The organism is Simiaoa sunii, assembly GCF_014337175.1.
GTDB lineage: Bacteria > Bacillota > Clostridia > Lachnospirales > Lachnospiraceae > Acetatifactor > Acetatifactor intestinalis.
In genome coordinates, this window is record NZ_CP060633.1 from 1,853,286 (window position 1) to 1,872,973 (window position 19,688).

The following is a 19,688-nucleotide window of genomic DNA, read 5'->3' on the forward strand; positions in this document are numbered from 1 at the left end:
TTCTTCCCTCCTACTTCTTTTTCTTTTTGGCCAGTTGAATTTTACGCATGGACTTGATCTCCTGCGTCAGAGGTCTCTTGGCAGGACATACAAAGCTGCAGCAGCCACACTCACAGCATTCCATTCCATTATGTTCTACGAATGACTCTTCGTCAAAATGCTCCGCATAAGTTGCCAGCAGACTGGGAACGATCCGTCCCGGGCATGCTTCCACACATCGTCCACAGTTAATACAGGGGCTGGGTTCCATCGCAGAGACATCATCCTGTGTCAATGCCAGCAAAGCAGTAGAAGTCTTGGTCGTCGGAACATTGAGATCAAACATACCGAATCCCATCATCGGACCACCGCAGATAATCTTCTCCGGATCCTGTTTAAATCCTCCCGCCACATCCAACAGTTCCTGATAACTCATACCGATGGGTACCCGGAAGTTCCGTGGATTCGCCACAGCATCACCGGTCACCGTGACAATGCGCTCCATCAGAGGGCGTCCTTCTGTAACCGCTCTGTAAATAGCAACCACGGTATCTACATTGTCTACAATGCATCCCACATCCGCGGGCAGCATGGAAGAATTGATTTTCCGACCCGTTGTGGCATAGATCAACTGACGTTCCGCACCCTGCGGGTACTTGGTCTTCAATGCCTTGACCGTGATCTGCGGATCATTTTTGGTCATCTGTTTTAACAGAGAGATGCAATCCGGTTTATTATCTTCCACTGCCAGAATTCCATGAGCATTATCGAACAGCTTCAATATGATCTTCAAACCGCCGATCAACTTGTCCGGCTCCTCCATCATCCTGCGGTAATCAGAAGTCAGATAAGGCTCACATTCCGCACAGTTTGCAATTACATAGTCAATTTTATCAGGATCCTTCGGAGATAATTTTACATGGGTAGGAAAGCCGGCTCCTCCCATACCTACAACTCCGGCTTCTTTTACAATATCGATGATCTCATCTTTTTGTAATTTATCCACCGGTGCATAGGGATGAAATTCCATACTTTCATACAGACCGTCATTGTCTATTACAATGCTCTGTATCAGATCTCCCGTCACTACACGCCTTGTCTCGATAGACTTTACAGTACCGGACACGGATGCATAAATCGGTGCCGACACAAATCCACCACTCTCCGCTATCTTCTGTCCTGCAAGTACACGATCTCCTTTTGCCACGATTGGCTTAGCCGGGGCTCCGATATGCTGAGACATGGGATAGACCATTTCTCCCTTAGGCAGAACATCCTGGATCGGCTTGTCCTTCGACAGATCTTTGCCATCATAGGGATGGATTCCACCTACAAATGTCAACTTCGCCATTTTCTATCGTCCTTTCTGAATCATTCTTGTATTTCAGATCACATTACGATAATTGTACTATTTTTATCAATTTTTATCAACTTTTATCAACAAAATGCTACTGCATTTTATAAAATTATGGTAGAATAAATTAAATAAGCAAACATGCCCCACGGCAGAAAGAGGTCATACATGAAAAAATCAGAAGAGACTCTGGAGGATTTTGCGATCTCCTATCCCTTGGATAAGCTGGCACCTCTGGAACAGGTACTGTTTCTCGATATTGAGACCACGGGATTTACTTCCCGTACTTCTTATTTATATATGATAGGCTGCGCTTACAACCGGGCCGGTAAATGGCATACCATACAATGGATGGCAGAGGATTACGCACAGGAGGGAGCGATTCTCACTGCCTTCTTTGACTTTGCGAGATCCTATAAATATCTGGTTCATTTCAACGGCAATAACTTCGACCTTCCCTTTATCAGCCAGAAATGTGCCCAGTTAATGCTTCCATTTTCTTTCGAAGGTTTTCAGGGAATCGATATTTATCGTCGGATCTCTCCTTATAAGTTTTTCTTAAAGTTGCCCAACTGCAAACAGAAAACTCTGGAGCAATACCTTGGAATCGCTCGTACGGATGTCTTTTCCGGTGGTGAATTGATCGGATTATATCACGACTATGTCAAGAATCCTTCCGAATTCACCGAAAAGGCTTTATTCCTTCACAATGCGGACGATTTAAAAGGGATGTTGGAAGTTCTTCCGATTCTCGCTTACTATGATCTGTTTAACGAGAACTGTGTCAAAGCCAAAAAGGTACAGGCCAATTATTACAAAGATATGCATGGGGCACAGCGAAAAGAGCTGCTGATCACACTGCAGATTCCTACACCGCTGCCCAAACCTATTACTGCCTCTGCCGGTAATTGTTACTTCCGCGGCGAGGGAGAATCTGCTACTCTTAAGGTTCCGATCTATGAAGAAGAATTAAAATATTTCTATTCGAACTACAAGGATTATTATTATCTTCCTACCGAAGATGTGGCACTTCATAAATCCGTAGCTGGTTTTGTCGATAAGGAACACAGACTCCAGGCTTCCGCAGCGAATTGCTATACCAGGAAGTTTTCCTGTTATCTTCCCCAGTGGGATATTTTATTTACACCTTTCTTCAAGAGAGATTATAAGAGCAAGGAATTATTTTTTGAACTTACAGATGAAATGAAGAAGAACCGTGAAGGTTTTTCCCGTTATGCCAATCACGTCCTGTCCATGATTGCCGCCACATATTAAAAAAAGGAAAGCTGATCGCTTTCCTTTTTTCTTCCTATAAACCTATAAGGGTTTGACATAATAAAAAGAACTTTTTCTTTCAAATCCTATCTCACGATAATTCATGATCTGTTCCGTACTTCCGATAAAAAGCATTCCACCCTTTGCCAGGGAATGATAATACTTTCGAAATACTTCATCCTTTGCTTCCTCTGTAAAATAGATCAGAACATTTCTGCACACGATCAGATGATATTCTGTCGGATAAGCATCCTTCAACAGATTATGCTGATGAAAATCAACTCTTGCCTTAATCTCATCCGCAATCTTATAAGAGGGACCGATCTTCGTGAAATATTTCTTCTTTAGATCTTCCGGTACACCTTCTATGCTCTTCTCATTGTACAATCCGGTCTTTGCCTTTGCAATCACCTGCTTGTCCAGATCAGTAGCATAGATATGGATCTGTTGTAACGGAACATGCCGTGACAAAGCCATAACCAGTGAGTACGGCTCATCTCCCGTAGAACATGCAGCGCTCCAGATTTTTAAATTCTTACCAAAACGCTGAATCAGTTCCGGGATAACTGTCTCATCCAGATATTTCCACTGTTCGGGATTACGATAGAACTCCGATACATTGATGGTAATATACCCTACAAATTCCTCGAAAAGTTCTCTATCCGTCTTCAGTACCTGTACATACTTATCATATCCTACGATCTTGTGTTTTGCGATCAGAGTATCGATACGCCGCTTCATCTGCTTCTCTTTATAAGCATTCAGATCGATCGTAGTCAGAGAATATATCTCCTTTTTAAAATACTCATAATCATATATCATGAATATCAACCACCCAGCTGTTAATTATTCCTCAGTATTCTCAGCCTCTGCAGCGATCACAGCATCGATATCTACAGATACGACATCTGCATCAGACTCTTCCTCTGCCTCTGCAGGTTCGGGAGCTGTCAGAGCCTTTACGCTCAGGGAGATCTTGTGATCAGCCTCATTGAAATCTACAACCTTAGCTGTAACTTCATCGCCAACGCTCAGTACATCGGAAGGTTTCTCAATGTGCTCCTTTGCGATCTGGGATACATGAAGCAGAGCATCTACACCGGGCTCTAATTCTACGAAAGCACCAAAGTCGGTCATTCTTGCAACCTTACCGGTTACTACATTGCCGACAGCATACTTCTGTGCAGCATCCTTCCAGGGGTTAGCATCGTCAAACTTCAGAGACAGTGCGATCTTATTGCCGTTGATCTCTTTGATCAGGACTTTCAGCTTATCGCCAACCTTGAATACCTTCTTGGGATGTTCAACTCTGCCCCAGGACATCTCGGAGATGTGAAGCAGTCCGTCTGCGCCGCCAAGATCGATAAATGCGCCGAAATCAGTTACGTTCTTAACAACACCTTCTACGATATCGCCTTCTTTGATCTTCTCAAAGAGTTCCTTCTGCAGCTCAGCCTTCTTAGCTACGATCAGCTGTTTACGGTCGCCGATATATCTTCTTCTCTTGGGATTGTACTCGCTGATCACGAATTCAATCTCCTGTCCTGCATACTTGGTCAGATCCTTCTCATAAGTATCGGATACCAGGCTTGCGGGGATGAAGATTCTTACTTCGTCCACAATTACACTTAAACCACCGTCCAGTACCTGGGATACGGTTGCCTTAAGTACTTCGTGATTGTTAAATGCTTCTTCGATTCTCTTGTTGCCTCTGTCTGCAGCAAGACGCTTGTAGGTAAGGAGAACCTGACCCTCACCGTCATTTACTTTCAGGACCTTGACTTCCATGGTGTCACCAACCTTGGCAACTGTGGTAAGATCCACGCTGGAGTCGTTGGTATATTCGTTCTTGGTAAGAATACCGTCAGATTTATATCCGATGTTCAGAATGATCTCTTCCGGTTTCACATCGATGACTGTACCTTCGACTACCTCTCCTGCATGTATTGTCTTTAATGATTCTTCCAGCATTTGTTCAAAAGTTAATTCTGACATAATTTTGAACCTCCTCAATTAATTTATTTGGGGTGGAAGCCCCCGCGGTAATACCCACTAGTCGAACAGCTTTAGGTAGATCTAAATGCAAGTCATCCAGTGTCTGTATAAAATAGGTGTGCTCACATTCCCTTTGGCAGATTTCGTAAAGCTTTCTGCTGTTGGAACTGTGCTTCCCTCCTATTACAATCATAACGTCAGCATCCGCTGCAATGGTCTTTGCCGATCGCTGTCGCTCTTCTGTAGCATTACAGATAGTGTTCACAACACTATCATTGTAACCTTTTTTTTCAAAAATTTCAACTATATATTGAAATTTATTGTAGTTATATGTCGTCTGAGAGACAATGCAGAGTTTTTCGCCTTCTGTTTTTACAAAATTTTCTGCCTGATCCGGAGTCTCCAGAACGGTAACGGGTCCCGGACACCAGCCGACGATCCCCTCTACTTCCGGGTGCTTCGGATCTCCCACAACGATCACATGATACCCCTCGTTGCTTTTTAGTTCCACGATACGATGGATCTTTTTCACAAAAGGACAGGTGGCATCAATGCATTCCAGACCGTTTGCCTCCATGATGTCATAGATCTCTTTTGCCACACCGTGAGCACGGATGATCACTGTAGGAATGTTCTCCCCGGCTTTCAGTTGTTTCAGATCCTCTTTGTTCTCCAGAACCCGTACACCCTTTTCCGACAGTTCTCTGACCACTTCCTCGTTGTGTACAATGGGACCATAGGTATATATAGTCTTCCCGTTTTTTAATTGTTCATACACGGTATCCACGGCACGCTTTACACCAAAGCAAAAGCCTGCACAGTCTGCCAGTCTTACTTCCATATATCGTCTCCCATTTAGCCAATCAGTGCCACGATCCGGTCAATGACCTGTTCGATGGTCATATCAGAGGTATCCACAAGTACCGCATCCTCCGCCTGCTTTAACGGAGAAGTCTCTCTGTGCATATCTCTGTAATCTCTGTCCTCGATATCCTGACGGATCTTTTCTAAGTTGCAGGACTCACCCTTGGCAGTCAGCTCGTCATATCTTCTTTTTGCTCTCACCATACTGCTGGCGGTCAGATAGATCTTGACCTGTGCATGGGGTAATACTACGGTACCGATATCACGGCCGTCCATGATCACATCGCTTTTCGCTGCCAGTGCCTGCTGGAGTTCTACCAGTTTGGTACGTACCGCCGGCTGTGCGCTGGTGGTGGAAGCCATGTTGCCAACCTCCTCGGTACGCAGATAAGCATTGACGTTTTCACCGTTTAATAATACGACCTGTTCTCCGTCCACATATTGAATGGTGATATCTGCCTCCTTACATTTATCGGCGATCGCTGCCGCATCCGCAGGATCCACACCCTCTCTTAACATGAACAGTGCCATGGCGCGGTACATTGCTCCGGTATCCACATAGATAAAGCCCTTCTTTTTTGCCACTGCTCTGGCAATCGTGCTTTTACCGGCACCTGCCGGTCCGTCAATAGCTACATTAAAGCTCATATTCATATCCTCTTTTCTTCGTATTTTCTTTATGATTCTATTTTTTAAAAAATTTATTGTATGCTGTCTCCCGCCAAATGTCCCGTAGACCAGGCAATCTGTAAGTTAAAGCCACCGGTCATGGCATCCAGATCCAGTACTTCCCCCGCAAAATACAGATGCTTTACCAGCCTGGATTCCATGGTGGAAGGATTGATGTCTTTTACAGAGATTCCGCCCTGGGTAATGATTGCTTCCGCAAAAGATCTCGTCCCCGTTACCGTCATGGGCAGTGCCTTGATCAGCATTCCGAAAGCTTTTCTCTCTTCCCTGCTGATCTCGTTGACCTTCTTCTCCGGAGAGATTCCTGACAACTCTATCATAACAGGGATCAGCTTCGCAGGAAACAGATGATCCAGTGCATTTTTAAACTGCTTGTTCTTCGCTTCCTCAAAATCCCGAAGCAGACGTTTATCTAACTGTTCCGGTGTCAGTGCCGGTTTCAGATCCAGGAAAAGCTTTACCTCATCGTCACCTTTTCGTTTAGAAATATTTTTGGAATAAAAGCTGCTGGCGGACAAAATCAACGGCCCGCTGACACCGAAATGGGTAAACAGCATCTCTCCGAAGCCTTCGTACCAGGTCTTCTTCCCACATTGCATCCGAATCTCCACATTTTTAAGAGATAATCCCATCAGTGCTTTGCACCAGCTCTCGCTGATCTCTAACGGTACCAATGCGGGCCTTCGCTCCGTTACTTTATGCCCCGTCTCTTCTGCGAACCGGTAACCGTCTCCGGTGGATCCGGCAGCGGCATAGGAGCAGCCACCTGTACAGATAATGCAGGCATCGGCGGTCAACTTCTTATGATCCGTACATTCCACTCCGTAAAAGCAAATATTGTCGTCACTTTCCTTCGTCAGGATCTTTTTCACTTCTGTGTGCAGATGAATATCCACATGATATTTATGCAATTCTCTCTGCAGGGCGGCGATCACATCCGAAGAATGATCGGATACCGGAAATACCCTGTCGCCCCGCTCTGTTTTCAGGGGACATCCCGCCTGTTCGATCAGATCACACACCTGTGTATTGTCAAAGCTGTAAAAAGCACTGTACAGGAATTTTTCATTGGTGCAGACATTTTGGAACAGCACATCCATATCCGCTCCATTGGTCACATTACAACGGCCTTTTCCCGTAATAAACAGCTTTTTCCCAAGCTTTTCATTTTTTTCCAAAAGGGTTACGTTATGTCCGCATTTTGCTGCCGCTATGGCAGCCATCATGCCGGCAGCCCCGCCGCCGACCACTATCACATTGCTCATTCTCATCCTTTTCTGCCGACATATCGACGTCACTGCTCCTTGCGTCGCAGAGAATAATCTAACATCGGTTCATCATCTATAAAATCTATCTCGTCATTCAGATACACCTGATAATTGTTCCAGGTCTCTTCCAGTGTCTCCAGATTCTTACGCACCTGCTCCGGACATTTCAGGCAAAGTGCTACCACCAGCGCATTGATCACACTAAGAGGTGCCACCAGAGAATCCACCACCGACACCATGTCACTTCTCGCCAGCAGATTGCAGGAAGAATACAGATTCATGGGGGAATGAATACTGTCGGTAATGGCGATCACTTTAGCATTCCGGTCATTGGCGAACTCCATTGCCTTTAACGTCCGCATAGAATATCTCGGAAAACTGATGCCGATAAAGCAATCCTTCGGTCCTATATGGATCATCTGTTCAAAGGTCTCGCTGACACTGGTAGTGTTCAGTAAAAATACCTTTCCGCGGATCATGTTCAGGTAAAAATGCAAAAACGCCGCCAATGGCTCATTGCTGCGGAGTCCCATGATATAGATGGTCTCCGCTTCTAAGATCGTAGCTACTGCCGATTCAAACGCCGCCGGATCCAGATTATCTATAGTATCCTGAATCTTCTCGATGTCTGCCGTGAGAACAGAGGTCAGGATCTCCGACTGGGAACTTCTTCCATATTTTGCATCCATTTTCTGGATACCATTTAGTTTACCCTGTACACAGCTTTCCAATGCCTTCTGAAATTTCGGGTACCCATCATAACCGATCCCTGCGGCAAAACGAACCACGGTAGATTCACTGATTCCCAGTGTTTCTCCTAATTTAGCTGCCGTCATGAATACCGCCTGGTCAAAATGTTCCGATATATAGTCCGCAATGGCTTTATGCCCCTTGCTCATCTTCGCATAGTGTTCATTTATCCGGGTAAAAACATCATATTCTGCCACTGTTCTTAACCTCGCATTGTCTCATTGTAAAAAGCATAGTAGGAATGTTCCAAAAGCTGCATCGTCTGCTGATCTGTCAGATCATAATCTCCGGTCAGAGACATGCAGGCGGCTCCATGAATAAAAATCCACATTTTCATAAACAGATCTCCGGGATCCGGGCATCCTGCCACTCTCGCCAGATTGATCTCATAGACTACATTTCCGGCATCGCCGTTCAAGATCTCATACATGCTTTTCGTCTTATGTTTGCTGCCCTGGTCACCAGATACAAACAGAAGTTCAAACAGGTGTCTTTCTTCCCGTGCAAAAGCTATGTATGCCATTCCTAAGTTGGAAAAAGGTGTCTTCCCGGTGCGAGGATACAGGCTGTAATAATCCAGAAAATACGCCGTTGCTCTCTCATAGACCGCATCCCACAGTTCTTCCATATTCTTATATACTCTGAAAATAGGCTGCGTGGAACATCCTGCCTTCGCCGCAACTTTTCTCGCAGTCACATTGGCAAAGCCTTCCTCTCTGGTCATAGCGAATGCCGTATCCAGGATCCTGTCAATCGTGATCATCTCTTTACGAGCCATAATCCCTCTCATTCCGCTGTATTTACAGCAAACAATGTGTCCTTCTATAACACTTGTTATTTTAGTTGGTGAAGAGGTGGTTTGTCAATATGTAAATAACTCATTCGCAATCCGGGTTATCGCCCTACTTGCTTCGCTGGTTCTTTGTCTAAATAACAGTTTCTCCGTGCTTCGCACTCCCGAAACTGCAAAACCACATTCGCAATCCGGGCTATCGCCCTACTTGCTCATGTGGTTTTGTTTTTCTAATAAAGACACCGCACTGGCTGCAAGCAGCCGTGCGGTGTCTTTATTGAAAAATTATTTAGACAGGGTATGCACCGTTTTTGGTGTCAGCCTGGGTCATATCAACCTTTTCCTGCTGTGCCTGACGATACTTGAAGAAGTCGGTAGCAACCTGAGGGAACAGAGCGTAGCTTAATACGTCCTCATCCTGCTGTTTCCATTCCTTCATTTCGCCTTCCAGCTTATCCATCTCGTTGTCAAGCAGATCAGCGTAACGGCAGGTGATTCTCTCCTCACCGGGGATAACCTTGTCGATAACTTCCTGGCTCATGGGCTTAACGGTCTGTCCGTACTCACCACGCAGCACTGCCTTGGTCTCCTTGGTAGCCATCTTGTAACGCTCACCAAGCAATACGTTGAAGACTGCCTGAGTACCAACGATCTGAGAAGAAGGAGTAACCAGAGGGGGCTCACCCAGATCCTTACGAACCTTGGGGATCTCCTTCAGTACATCGTAGTATCTGTCTTCTGCATTCTGCTCCTTCAGCTGGCTCACCATGTTGGAAAGCATACCGCCGGGTACCTGATACAGCAGAGTCTTGATATCAACACCCATAACCTTGGGATTCAGTAGACCGTTAGCCAGGCACTCATCTCTGTAAGGTCTGAAGTAATCAGCGATCTCAGCCAACAGGTTCTGATCCAGACCGGTATCGTAAGGGGTTCCCTTGAAGGTCTCAACCATAACCTCGGTAGCAGGCTGTGAAGTACCCATAGCGAAGGGGCTCATAGCGGTATCGATCACATCAACACCGGCCTCTACTGCCTTCAGGTAAGTCATGCTTGCAACACCGGAAGTATAGTGGGTATGCAGCTGGATGGGAAGCTTGGTAACTTCCTTCATAGCCTTGATCAGTTCAGAAGCCTTGTAAGGTACTAACAGACCGGCCATATCCTTGATACAGATGGAATCTGCACCCATCTCTTCGATCTTCTTAGCCATGCCGGTCCAGTACTCTAAGGTGTAAGCATCGCCCAGGGTGTAAGCCAGAGCAACCTGTGCTTCACCTCTGCCTTCCTGTGCCTTGAACTTATTGGTAGCATTTACTGCTTCCTGTAAGTTGCGCAGGTCATTCAGGCAGTCGAAAATACGAATGATATCAATACCATTGGAGATAGACTTCTGTACGAAGTAATCTACCACATCATCTGCATAAGGTCTGTAACCCAAAATGTTCTGTCCACGGAACAGCATCTGTAACTTGGTGTTCTTAAAGCCGTCACGCAGCTTTCTCAGTCTGTCCCAGGGATCTTCCTTCAGGAAACGAAGGGATGCATCAAAGGTAGCACCGCCCCAGCACTCTACGGAATGATAACCAACTTTATCCATCTTATCTACGATAGGAAGCATGAATTCGGTCGGCATTCTGGTAGCGATCAGAGACTGATGTGCATCACGTAAAACAGTTTCCGTAATCTTAATCGGTTTCTTTTCAATTTCTGACATTACGAATATCCTCCATAATATAATTTTCTTTTAATTAGCTTTAAAATACTCCGAAGATTGCCATGAATGTACCGGCTGCTACGGCAGTACCGATAACACCGGCTACGTTAGGTCCCATAGCATGCATGAGCAGGAAGTTGGTAGGATCGGATTCTGCACCAACCTTCTGGGATACACGGGCTGCCATAGGAACTGCAGACACACCTGCGGAACCGATCAGAGGATTGATCTTGCCGCCGGACATTACGCACATCAGTTTACCGAACAGAACACCTGCAGCGGTACCGAACATGAAGGCGATCAGACCCAGAGCTACGATCTTCAGTGTATCAGCATTCAGGAATGCTTCTGCACTGGTGGTAGCACCTACGGAAGTACCTAACAGAATAACTACGATGTACATCAGAGCATTGGATGCTGTCTCAGTCAGCTGACGAACAACGCCGGACTCACGGAACAGGTTACCTAACATCAGCATACCTACCAGAGGAGCTGTGGTGGGAAGGATCAGACATACAACGATGGTAACAACGATGGGGAACAGGATCTTCTCCAGCTTGGATACCGGACGAAGCTGACCCATCTTGATCTTTCTCTCCTTCTCAGTGGTGAGAAGCTTCATAATAGGGGGCTGGATAATGGGAACCAGTGACATATAGGAATATGCTGCCACCGCGATAGGTCCCAGGATTGCCGTCTGTCCCAGATTACCAGCAAGGAAGATGGAGGTAGGACCGTCAGCACCACCGATGATGGAGATGGCTGCAGCTGCCTTGTCGTTGAATCCCAGCCAGATCGCACCGAAGTATGCTGCGAAAATACCGAACTGCGCAGCTGCTCCCAAAAGAAAGCTCTTAGGGTTTGCGATCAGAGGACCAAAGTCTGTCATGGCACCTACGCCCATGAAGATCAGGGACGGCAGGATTGCCAGTTCATCCAGCTTGTAGAAATAATACAGTAAGCCGCCGGCACCGTTTGCTGCATTTTCAGGGTGCAGCATGATATCGGGGTAAATATTTACCAACAGCATACCGAACGCTATCGGGAGTAAGAGCAACGGCTCAAACTCATGACGGATAGCTAAATAAAGGAAAAAGCATGCAACCAGAATCATGACATAGTTTCCCCAGGTCAGGTTAAAAAACGCTGTCTGATGAATCAGGTTGTTAAGCGTACTAGCTATATATTCCATTTGATGACCTCCTGTTGTTTATAGAGCTGATAAAAAAATTAGTTCAGAGTTGCCAGAACTGCACCAGCCTCAACAGTATCACCAACTGCAACGTCAATGCTTGCCACGGTACCGTCTTCGGGAGCTACAACAGGGATTTCCATCTTCATAGCTTCCAGAATGATGACTGCGTCACCCTTCTTAACAGCCTGTCCAACATTTGCCTCTACCTTGAAGATCTTACCGGCTGCACCGGCCTCAACCTTGATGCTGCCTGCTGCGCCGCCTGCCTTGGGTGCTGCTGCGGGAGCCTTGGGTGCTGCCTTGGGAGCAACGGGAGCCTTTGCTGCTACGGGTGCTCCGGTAGATGCACCCTCTTCTACTACTACATCATATACGTTGCCATTTACGGTAATGGTATAATTTTTCATTTTAATATCCTCCTACGATTTTAGATTATCTAACTTTGCGGATAGAACGAACTACAAATCCGTCAGTGCTTGCCGCGCCTTCGCTTGCTGCGATCGCAGCTGCGATTACGGCTACCAGCTCAGTGTCCTCTGCTTCGGCTTCTTCCTGTGCAGCGATCTGAGTTACTGCATTATCAATACCTGCGCTCTTTGTCTCTTCCTTCTTGCCCTTTTTGCTGAATGCAGCCTGGATCCTGGGAATGAAGTTGAACAGGGAAATGATCAGCGAGATCATGATCAGCATTACGAATACAGTTCCCATACCGATCAGCGTATTCAGTGCAGCCTTGGTCATCAGACCACCCATGGATTCAACGGGATTCAATGCTGCGGACTCCATGCTCAGGAACATATCATTACTGAAGATCACTTCTGCCTGTGCGTTCTGGTTTGCTCCGGTCACATCTACATGTACAATGATCTGATCATCATCGATGGTAGCATCTGCATCACCGACAGCAGTGATACCGCCGATGGTTTTCTTCGCGGAATTGAAAGACTCGATAGCAGTCTTGTATGCATAACCGTCAACGGTGATACCTACATTTTCCTGTACCATGTATGCCACTTCATCAGCGGTATACTCGGAGAAGCTCTCAAGGGTAGCTTCGTCTTCAAAGTTCTCAAGAGAAGGGATCACATACTGGGTAGCGATCTGGATCGCAGTATCCATCTTACGCTGCTCGTAATCCGTATAGGTCTCCTCACTGCCGCACGCCGTCAAACCAAAGATGCAGGTAATCATACATACTAAGCTTAAAAATTTCTTCATTTTATAATCACCCTTTCTTATACAGTTCCGTGTTTCTTGGCAGGACGGTCTTCACTTTTGGTGAATAACATCTCAAATGCGCCGATCACATATTTTCTGGTATCAGCTGCATTTACGATCTGGTCCACATATCCTCTCTTGGCTGCACTGGTTACATTCAGAGTCAGAGCCTCGTACTCTGCAGCCTTCTCATTGATCACATCAGCGCCCTGACCATCATACATGATCTTGGCAGCAAGCTTGCCGTCCATAGCACCGATCTGTGCATCCGGCCATGCCATGGTGATGTCAGCACCGATTGCCTTGGAGTTCATTACCACATAAGCGGTTCCTAAAGCCTTGCCGATCACAACATTAACCTTGGGAACGGTAGCGTTAGCGAATGCATAGGTCAGCTTTGCAGCAGCCTTGGCGATGGTCTTCTCGGAAGCTAAAGTTGCCTCATAACCCTTGACATTGGTCAGAGTCAGTACGGGGATACCGAAAGCATCACAGAAGTTCACGAACTCTGCAGCCTTCTCGCAGCCTTCTGCGGTCAGCACAGCGTCTAACTTCTCTGCTACTTTGCCTTCCTCATCGCAGATCTCGGAACGGTTAGCTACCGCACCTACGGTAACACCATCGAGACGTAAGAACCCGGTTACCATATTTTTAGCATATCCGGACTTTACTTCGAAGAAATTGTTGTCATCTGCCAGAATGGACAGAGCAACGGATGTGTCGCCGACACAGCCCGCGATCTCAGGGTTCACACGATTCAGATCATCGGTGCAGTCCTCTAAGAAGCTTGCATCATCTTCGTTGTTGGCAGGCAGGAAGCTTACCAGCTCTCTTACCTTCTCCAGAATGGTTGCTTCATCAGCTACCACATCAACGATACCGCTCTCTTCAGCCTGGAACTTAGCGGAAGAAGAATCACACTTGGTGATCACATTGCCGTCCAAAGCATTGGGAGCATTCACGAACAGCTTGGCGTTCTTCTCTTCCATGAAAGTGAAATCCGTCATGGTAGGGAACAGGCCCAGGCCGCCGCCACAGGTTCCGAATACAGCGGTGATCTGAGGGATCACGCCGGAAGCCATGGTCTGCTTTAAGTAAATCTCACCGAATGCAGCCAGTGCATCGGTTGCCTCCTGCAGTCTTAAACCGGCAGACTCGATCAGTCCGATCACAGGTGCTCCGGTCTTCATAGCCAGATCGTAGAGGTTTGTAATTTTCTTGGCATGCATCTCACCGATGGTTCCGTTCAGTACGGAAGCATCCTGGCTATATACATATACAAGATTACCATTGATCACTCCATAGCCGGTAATACAACCGTCAGAAGGAGTTTCATTGGGTTTCAGATTGAAATCCGTAGCTCTTGCGGTTACAAGTCCGCCGATTTCAACGAAACTGTTGTCATCGAGTAAAGCTGCTATTCTTTGACTCGCTTTTGAAGTAGTGCTCATATGTTTCAGCCCTCCGTTGATAATATAATAAAATAAAGATAAAAAACTCTATTAATATAGAAGCACAAATGCCCCCATGATTAACAGTCGTTAGTATAACATAAAATCTGCAACTCGCAAAGAACGAATTGCAGATTTTTACAAAAAATATACATTGTTTTTTATTTTGAACAATATCCCCTTCATTTTTTCATAGGGATCTCACCAAAAAACGCAAAAGGATCTGCCTGCAGCACCATACGAAGTCTATGGCTTCCACATCCTTTGCTGCGATCAGACGCTCTCTGCGCCATACCCTGCCGTCTACCAAATAGCTGATCTCTCCCACGCACTCTCCTGCCTCCACGGGAGCCGTAAGGTACTGTTCCTTACGATAGAGGATCTCCACATTCTCGTCAGGGCCCATTAAAAGTCCCTCCACTCCTTCCGTCTCCGGATCCAGTTCCACAGGCAGCAGTACCTCCTCTGTCAGTGCATCATTCTGTGCCCGCAGCACCGGAATCGACATAAGCAGCTGTTCTCTGCCCGAAAACGTTTCTTCTCCAAAGCTTCGATATGTAAAGTTCTCCAATCCATAGGTAAACAATTCCCTGCTGTCGCTCCATTTATAGGTCCTGTGATTCGGCCATCCGCAGGCAAGCAGCGCCACGATCAGACATTTCCCGTCCCGTTTCAGGGCTCCCACATAGCAGTATCCCGCCTTGTTTGTAAATCCGGTCTTGCCGGTAAACGCTCCGTCCATCATCTGCAGAAAAGCGTTGTGATTGTGACACTGAAAGGAGCGTCCGTTCTCCGTAAAACTGTAATCCTGCGTCCCTGTGATCTCTAAAAACAGATCTCTCTGTGGGGAAGCTTTCATGCAGTACCTGAGAATCTCCGCCAGATCTTTTGCTGTGGTATGGTGTTCCCTCTCTAATACACTTCCGTCCGGCAGTGTCAGAGTCTCCGTGGCATCCAGCCCGTTTGGTGTGATGAACCAAGTATCTTCGCAGCCGATCTCTTCCGCCTTTTCATTCATTGCCTGCGCAAATCTATGTAATGCCGCCTTGCTCTCTTCGCCGGTATGTTCTGAGATCTCCCCCGTCTCTCCCAACAGTTTTCCACCGATGTATTCCCCCAGTACCACAGCAGCATCGTTATGGCTTTCCAGCATCAGGGAGAACAATAATTCTCTCACGGTATAGTGTTCTCCGCGTTTCACATACAGCTTTACCTTGGGCATGGTGGCTGCATAGGCAGAGACGCTGACGGTTTCATCCACCTTTGCATTTTCCAGCACCAAAATACAGGTCATGATCTTGGTGGTACTTGCCATAGCCATGGGGATAGTTTCGTTTTTTCCGTAAAGCACGCGTCCGGAATCCGCATCCAGAAGCACCGCTCCCTGTGCATACAGCTTAATCTCCTGTTGTAGATCGGATTTCCCGGTCTCATACCGGATCGCGTATGTCGGTTCGTTGTCTGTTATCCTATCTTCACGGAATTGTGATCCGCACAGACTTTCCAGACATATAATTCCCGCAAAAAGGGCACAAAAAAAGCCTCGCATAATCGTTGCTCCCAAAAAGGGTTACTTATTACTATGAGGCCGGTTCTTTGTCCTATTCTCTGTTTATATATTCAAAGTAAGCTGTACTTCCTGTTCCGCCTGCTGCTTAAATTCCTCCACCTGCACCGGATTCAGTTCCGGCAGTTCTTCCAGACTCTTCACGCCAAAGCAGCGTAAAAACTGCTCCGTGGTACCAAACAGCAAGGGTCTTCCGGGAGCATCCAGACGTCCCAGTTCCGTGATCAGGTCGTATTCCAACAATTTGTTAATAGCATGGTCACAGCTGACGCCTCTGACTCTCTCGATCTCAAGTCTCGTTACCGGCTGCTTATAAGCAATAATGGACAATGTCTCCAGCACGGTATCCGTCAGAGTCATTTTCCTCGGAGTCTTCGCGATCTTGATCAGATATTCGTACATATCCGCCTTGGTGCACAGCTGTACGGAATCGTCGAACTGTGTCAGACCGATACCTCTGTTCTCTTCCTCGTACCGCGCCGCCATGTCTTTTAATATAGACTTTGTCGTCTTCACATCCTCTTCGATCACTTCCGCAAGTCTGCTGATCTCCACGGAATCTCCCATGGTAAAAAGGATGGCCTCTATCACTGCTTCTGCTTTACTGCGTTCCATGCTAAAACCTCACTGTATCCTAAACGTTAGATGTAATCATAATATCATCGAATATATTTTCCTGGCTGATGTTGATCTTGCCGGTCTTCATCAGTTCCAGAATGATCAGAAATGTAACGATCACTTCCATTTTGCTGTTCTGCTTCTCCAAAAGCTTACGGAAGCTGAAGGTCTTATGTTCTCTGGCATAAGCCTCCACATACAGCATCTTGATGTCCATATCTACCTCATCCTTCTCGATATTGCCATACTGGCTGCGGACGGGGTCGATCTTGTCCTCCTGCTTCTTTACGATGGATCTGAAGATCTCATGAAGCTTGTTCAGATTCATATCGCCGATGAGTTCTTCGTAATCTATGGGCTGTCTGTAAGCTTCCACTTCCTTCGGAAGTCTCTGCTCTCTGTACATGTTCCTGGCAGCATCCACCTGACGGTCTCTGAGTTCAAAGGACATGTATTTGTACATCTTGTATTCCAACAGCTTCTGAACCAGTTCTGCTCTGGGATCCTCTTCCTCGCCGTCCTCGTTCACTTCCTTGGGCAGCAGCATCTTGCACTTGATATCGATCAGCGTCGCCGCCATCACCAGGAATTCACTCATGACATTCATGTCTTCCCGCTGCATCTGCCTGATGTAATCCAGATACTGCGCCGTAATCTCTACGATAGGGATATCATAGATGTCTATTTTATTTTTTTCGATCAAATGAAGCAGCAGATCCAGTGGACCTTCAAACGCTTCCAGTTTTACAGATATTGCCATTTGATAAAACTCCTATTTCCCCTCGTCCGGCATAAGCTCCACTTCTAAGATCTCGCCCGGATTGAACAGCCGGATCGGGATCGTGTGCATTCCCAGTCCTCTGCTTAAGAGCATTCTGCTCTTCCCTATGGTAAACTCTCCGCCATCGTATTTTGGAAAAAGTCTCACATTGGGAGACACCACACCCTTTCCCCAAAAAGGAACTCTCACCATGCCGCCGTGGACATGACCGGATAACACCAGGTCTGCACCCCAGTCTGCGTATTTCGGAAAATAATCCGGGTCGTGGGCGATCAATATATTGAAATATTCTTCGGAGGGCTGTCCTAAAATTCCCGGCAGATATTCCGGATCCATGGGCTGTATCCCAAAACGTTTGTAGTACAGCCTGTCTATCTCAGAACCATAGATGCGGATCCCGTATTCCGGAAGATCCTTATGCTCGTTGACAAGCCTGTGAATACCGATCTTCGTAAGAGCTTCTTCATACCGTCCCGCCATATCCCCATAATTTTCAGGATACAGCTTCAGGCGGTGTTCATGGTTGCCGTTGCCGTAATAGACAGGATACTTCTTTGCAAGCTCCGTAAGAAATCCCACCGCCACATCCAGTGTTGCCTTCGGCTTCGCCGTCAGCATATCCCCGGCGATCAGGATCATGTCCGGTCCGATCTCATCGATCGCCTGCAGCAGTCTCTCATTTTCTTTTCCGTATCTCTTATTGTGCAGATCCGCCAGAACCACCGCCTTCACAGACTTTTTGATTCTCTGATCCCGCAGGGGATAATGCCGCACCACAAAGCGGTTACTATCGTACAGCATTATCCACAGCATAATCACAAGGATTACTGCGATCACGGTAATCACTACATCCAACTCTTTTGCCCCCATGGTATGTTGCCAGATTATTGCCAATTTGTTCTATAGTATAACATATTATTTTGTCTTACAAAAGATAAAATTCCATTATTTTTCGCAGATAATCCTTATAAACTGCCTTCGCCACCGCATTTTCATACAGAATCGGTACACTGCCGATCTCCACGCCGTTCAGCAGATAGACCGCCCTGCCTGCCGTATCTCCTTCCGCAAAAGGTGCTATGGCAGTCTCCGGCAGTTCAATTTTCTTCTCCACGCCGTCCAGGGAATTTCCCTCCGTATCCAGATACCGGAATTCACTTTGGTATTTCACTGGCACCGTATCCTCTACGCCGCCCTGCACCCGCATATTCTGCAGGGGATCTGTATTCTCATCCAGATACAGATCGCTTATATTAAAACCGTAGCTAAGCAATGTCCGGGCGTCCTTAAAACGTGCCTTATAGTCCGGTGCCCCCATGATCACCGCGATCAGATCAATGCCATCCTTCGTTGCCGTGGCGGACAGACAGAATTTTGCTTTGGAAGTGGATCCGGTTTTCAATCCCGTAGTAAACGGATACTGTTTCAGCAATTTATTGGTACTGTTTAATGTGAATTTTGAGCTTCCCTGACTGGTCTCATGGGTGATGTCCTCCATCCAGATACCTGTATATTCAAATATTTTCGGATATTTTACCGTAAGCTCCCTGGACATGACCGCTACGTCCATTGCCGTCGTATAATGGCCGTCGGAATCCGTCAGACCACAGCAGTCCTCGAAATGGGTATCCGTCATGCCAAGCTCCGACGCCTTCGCATTCATCTGTTCCACGAAAGCTTCTTCGCTTCCCGCTATGTATTCCGCCACCGCCACGCTGGCATCATTGCCCGAAGCTACAGCGATACATTTGATCAGGGTCTCTAAGGTCTGCACCTCATTTTCTGCCAGGAACACCTGAGAACCTCCCATGGAACTTGCATAGGCGCTCACCGTTACCGGATCCTCTAATTTGATTTTCCCCTGATCCAGAGCTTCAAAAGTCAAAAGCAATGTCATGATCTTGGTAATGCTGGCAGGGCTTCGGCGTTCTCTTGCATTCTGCTCAAAGATCACCTTCCCGGTGGAGCTCTCCAGAAGCACCGCACTGGGAGCTTCGATCGCTGCCGGTTCTGCACATACATTGATTCCGTTCCACCAGAATACCTGCATACTGATGCTGAATAGCAAGATCCCCGTGCAAATATATTTCCTGATTTTTTGCATAAAAAAGCCACACTCCCCTATCCTTTTCTAAAAGATATGGTCGTGTGGTCCTATATATACCTGTAAACC

The 19,688-nt window shown here is 46.7% G+C and carries 19 protein-coding genes; 1 reads left to right on the forward strand and 18 read right to left on the reverse strand.

The genetic code is table 11. The features are described from left to right. Positions 1-10 precede the first annotated feature (10 nt). Positions 11-1,330, reverse strand: coding sequence for an electron transport complex subunit RsxC (rsxC, locus tag H9Q77_RS08590; RefSeq protein WP_118550309.1), 1,320 nt, complete (start codon positions 1,328-1,330; stop codon positions 11-13). Between the two features lie 171 nt (positions 1,331-1,501). On the opposite strand from rsxC, the gene H9Q77_RS08595 reads away from it, so the two are divergent. Further along, a complete protein-coding gene (locus H9Q77_RS08595) occupies positions 1,502-2,608 on the forward strand; it encodes a ribonuclease H-like domain-containing protein (RefSeq protein WP_022153248.1) in 1,107 nt (368 codons plus the stop codon). A gap of 42 nt (positions 2,609-2,650) precedes the next feature. Here the strand turns inward: H9Q77_RS08595 and H9Q77_RS08600 are convergent, their stop codons facing one another. The 17 genes from H9Q77_RS08600 to H9Q77_RS08680 form a co-directional block, all read right to left on the reverse strand. Then, entirely contained in the window at positions 2,651-3,430 is a 780-nt protein-coding gene (locus tag H9Q77_RS08600) for a CheR family methyltransferase (protein WP_249325164.1), read from the reverse strand. 24 nt (positions 3,431-3,454) lie between these two features. Beyond that, on the reverse strand, positions 3,455-4,603 hold the full coding sequence (rpsA, locus tag H9Q77_RS08605) for a 30S ribosomal protein S1 (RefSeq protein WP_022153250.1): 1,149 nt from the start codon (positions 4,601-4,603) through the stop codon (positions 3,455-3,457). Further along, positions 4,584-5,444, reverse strand: a complete 861-nt coding sequence (gene ispH, locus H9Q77_RS08610; RefSeq protein WP_022153251.1) for a 4-hydroxy-3-methylbut-2-enyl diphosphate reductase — start codon at positions 5,442-5,444, stop codon at positions 4,584-4,586. Before ispH ends, rpsA begins: the two co-directional genes overlap by 20 nt. Before the next feature lie 14 nt (positions 5,445-5,458). Then, the gene (gene cmk / locus H9Q77_RS08615) at positions 5,459-6,115 is read right to left on the reverse strand and encodes a (d)CMP kinase (protein WP_148447359.1); all 657 of its coding nucleotides are present in this window, start codon (positions 6,113-6,115) and stop codon (positions 5,459-5,461) included. A 53-nt stretch (positions 6,116-6,168) separates the two neighbouring features. Then, complete coding sequence (locus tag H9Q77_RS08620) at positions 6,169-7,422, reverse strand: BaiN/RdsA family NAD(P)/FAD-dependent oxidoreductase (RefSeq protein ID WP_249325165.1); 1,254 nt, start codon at positions 7,420-7,422, stop codon at positions 6,169-6,171. Between the two features lie 29 nt (positions 7,423-7,451). Further along, positions 7,452-8,324, reverse strand: coding sequence for a MurR/RpiR family transcriptional regulator (locus H9Q77_RS08625; RefSeq protein WP_118550389.1), 873 nt, complete (start codon positions 8,322-8,324; stop codon positions 7,452-7,454). A gap of 53 nt (positions 8,325-8,377) precedes the next feature. Further along, positions 8,378-8,953, reverse strand: a complete 576-nt coding sequence (locus tag H9Q77_RS08630; protein WP_022153255.1) for a TetR/AcrR family transcriptional regulator — start codon at positions 8,951-8,953, stop codon at positions 8,378-8,380. A 304-nt stretch (positions 8,954-9,257) separates the two neighbouring features. Beyond that, positions 9,258-10,685 carry an oxaloacetate decarboxylase subunit alpha gene (locus H9Q77_RS08635; protein WP_118546227.1) on the reverse strand — a complete coding sequence of 476 codons (1,428 nt, stop codon included), beginning with the start codon at positions 10,683-10,685 and terminating at the stop codon, positions 9,258-9,260. 40 nt (positions 10,686-10,725) lie between these two features. Continuing rightward, entirely contained in the window at positions 10,726-11,877 is a 1,152-nt protein-coding gene (locus H9Q77_RS08640) for a sodium ion-translocating decarboxylase subunit beta (protein ID WP_118546229.1), read from the reverse strand. 38 nt (positions 11,878-11,915) lie between these two features. Next, positions 11,916-12,287: a biotin/lipoyl-containing protein gene (locus tag H9Q77_RS08645; protein WP_249325167.1), complete on the reverse strand. Its 372-nt coding sequence runs from the start codon at positions 12,285-12,287 to the stop codon at positions 11,916-11,918. 25 nt (positions 12,288-12,312) lie between these two features. Next, positions 12,313-13,098 (reverse strand): OadG family protein, encoded by a 786-nt coding sequence (locus tag H9Q77_RS08650; protein WP_249325168.1) that lies wholly within the window; start codon positions 13,096-13,098, stop codon positions 12,313-12,315. A gap of 17 nt (positions 13,099-13,115) precedes the next feature. Next, complete coding sequence (locus H9Q77_RS08655; protein ID WP_118546233.1) at positions 13,116-14,549, reverse strand: acyl-CoA carboxylase subunit beta; 1,434 nt, start codon at positions 14,547-14,549, stop codon at positions 13,116-13,118. Positions 14,550-14,739: 190 nt separating this feature from the next. Then, on the reverse strand, positions 14,740-16,098 hold the full coding sequence (locus tag H9Q77_RS08660) for a D-alanyl-D-alanine carboxypeptidase family protein (RefSeq protein ID WP_249325169.1): 1,359 nt from the start codon (positions 16,096-16,098) through the stop codon (positions 14,740-14,742). A 63-nt stretch (positions 16,099-16,161) separates the two neighbouring features. After that, positions 16,162-16,731, reverse strand: coding sequence for an SMC-Scp complex subunit ScpB (scpB, locus tag H9Q77_RS08665; protein ID WP_022153261.1), 570 nt, complete (start codon positions 16,729-16,731; stop codon positions 16,162-16,164). Between the two features lie 19 nt (positions 16,732-16,750). Continuing rightward, positions 16,751-17,494 carry a segregation and condensation protein A gene (locus tag H9Q77_RS08670; protein ID WP_022153262.1) on the reverse strand — a complete coding sequence of 248 codons (744 nt, stop codon included), beginning with the start codon at positions 17,492-17,494 and terminating at the stop codon, positions 16,751-16,753. Between the two features lie 12 nt (positions 17,495-17,506). Continuing rightward, positions 17,507-18,361, reverse strand: a complete 855-nt coding sequence (locus H9Q77_RS08675; protein ID WP_249327147.1) for a metallophosphoesterase — start codon at positions 18,359-18,361, stop codon at positions 17,507-17,509. 79 nt (positions 18,362-18,440) lie between these two features. After that, positions 18,441-19,619, reverse strand: coding sequence for a D-alanyl-D-alanine carboxypeptidase family protein (locus H9Q77_RS08680; RefSeq protein ID WP_022153264.1), 1,179 nt, complete (start codon positions 19,617-19,619; stop codon positions 18,441-18,443). Positions 19,620-19,688 lie beyond the last annotated feature (69 nt).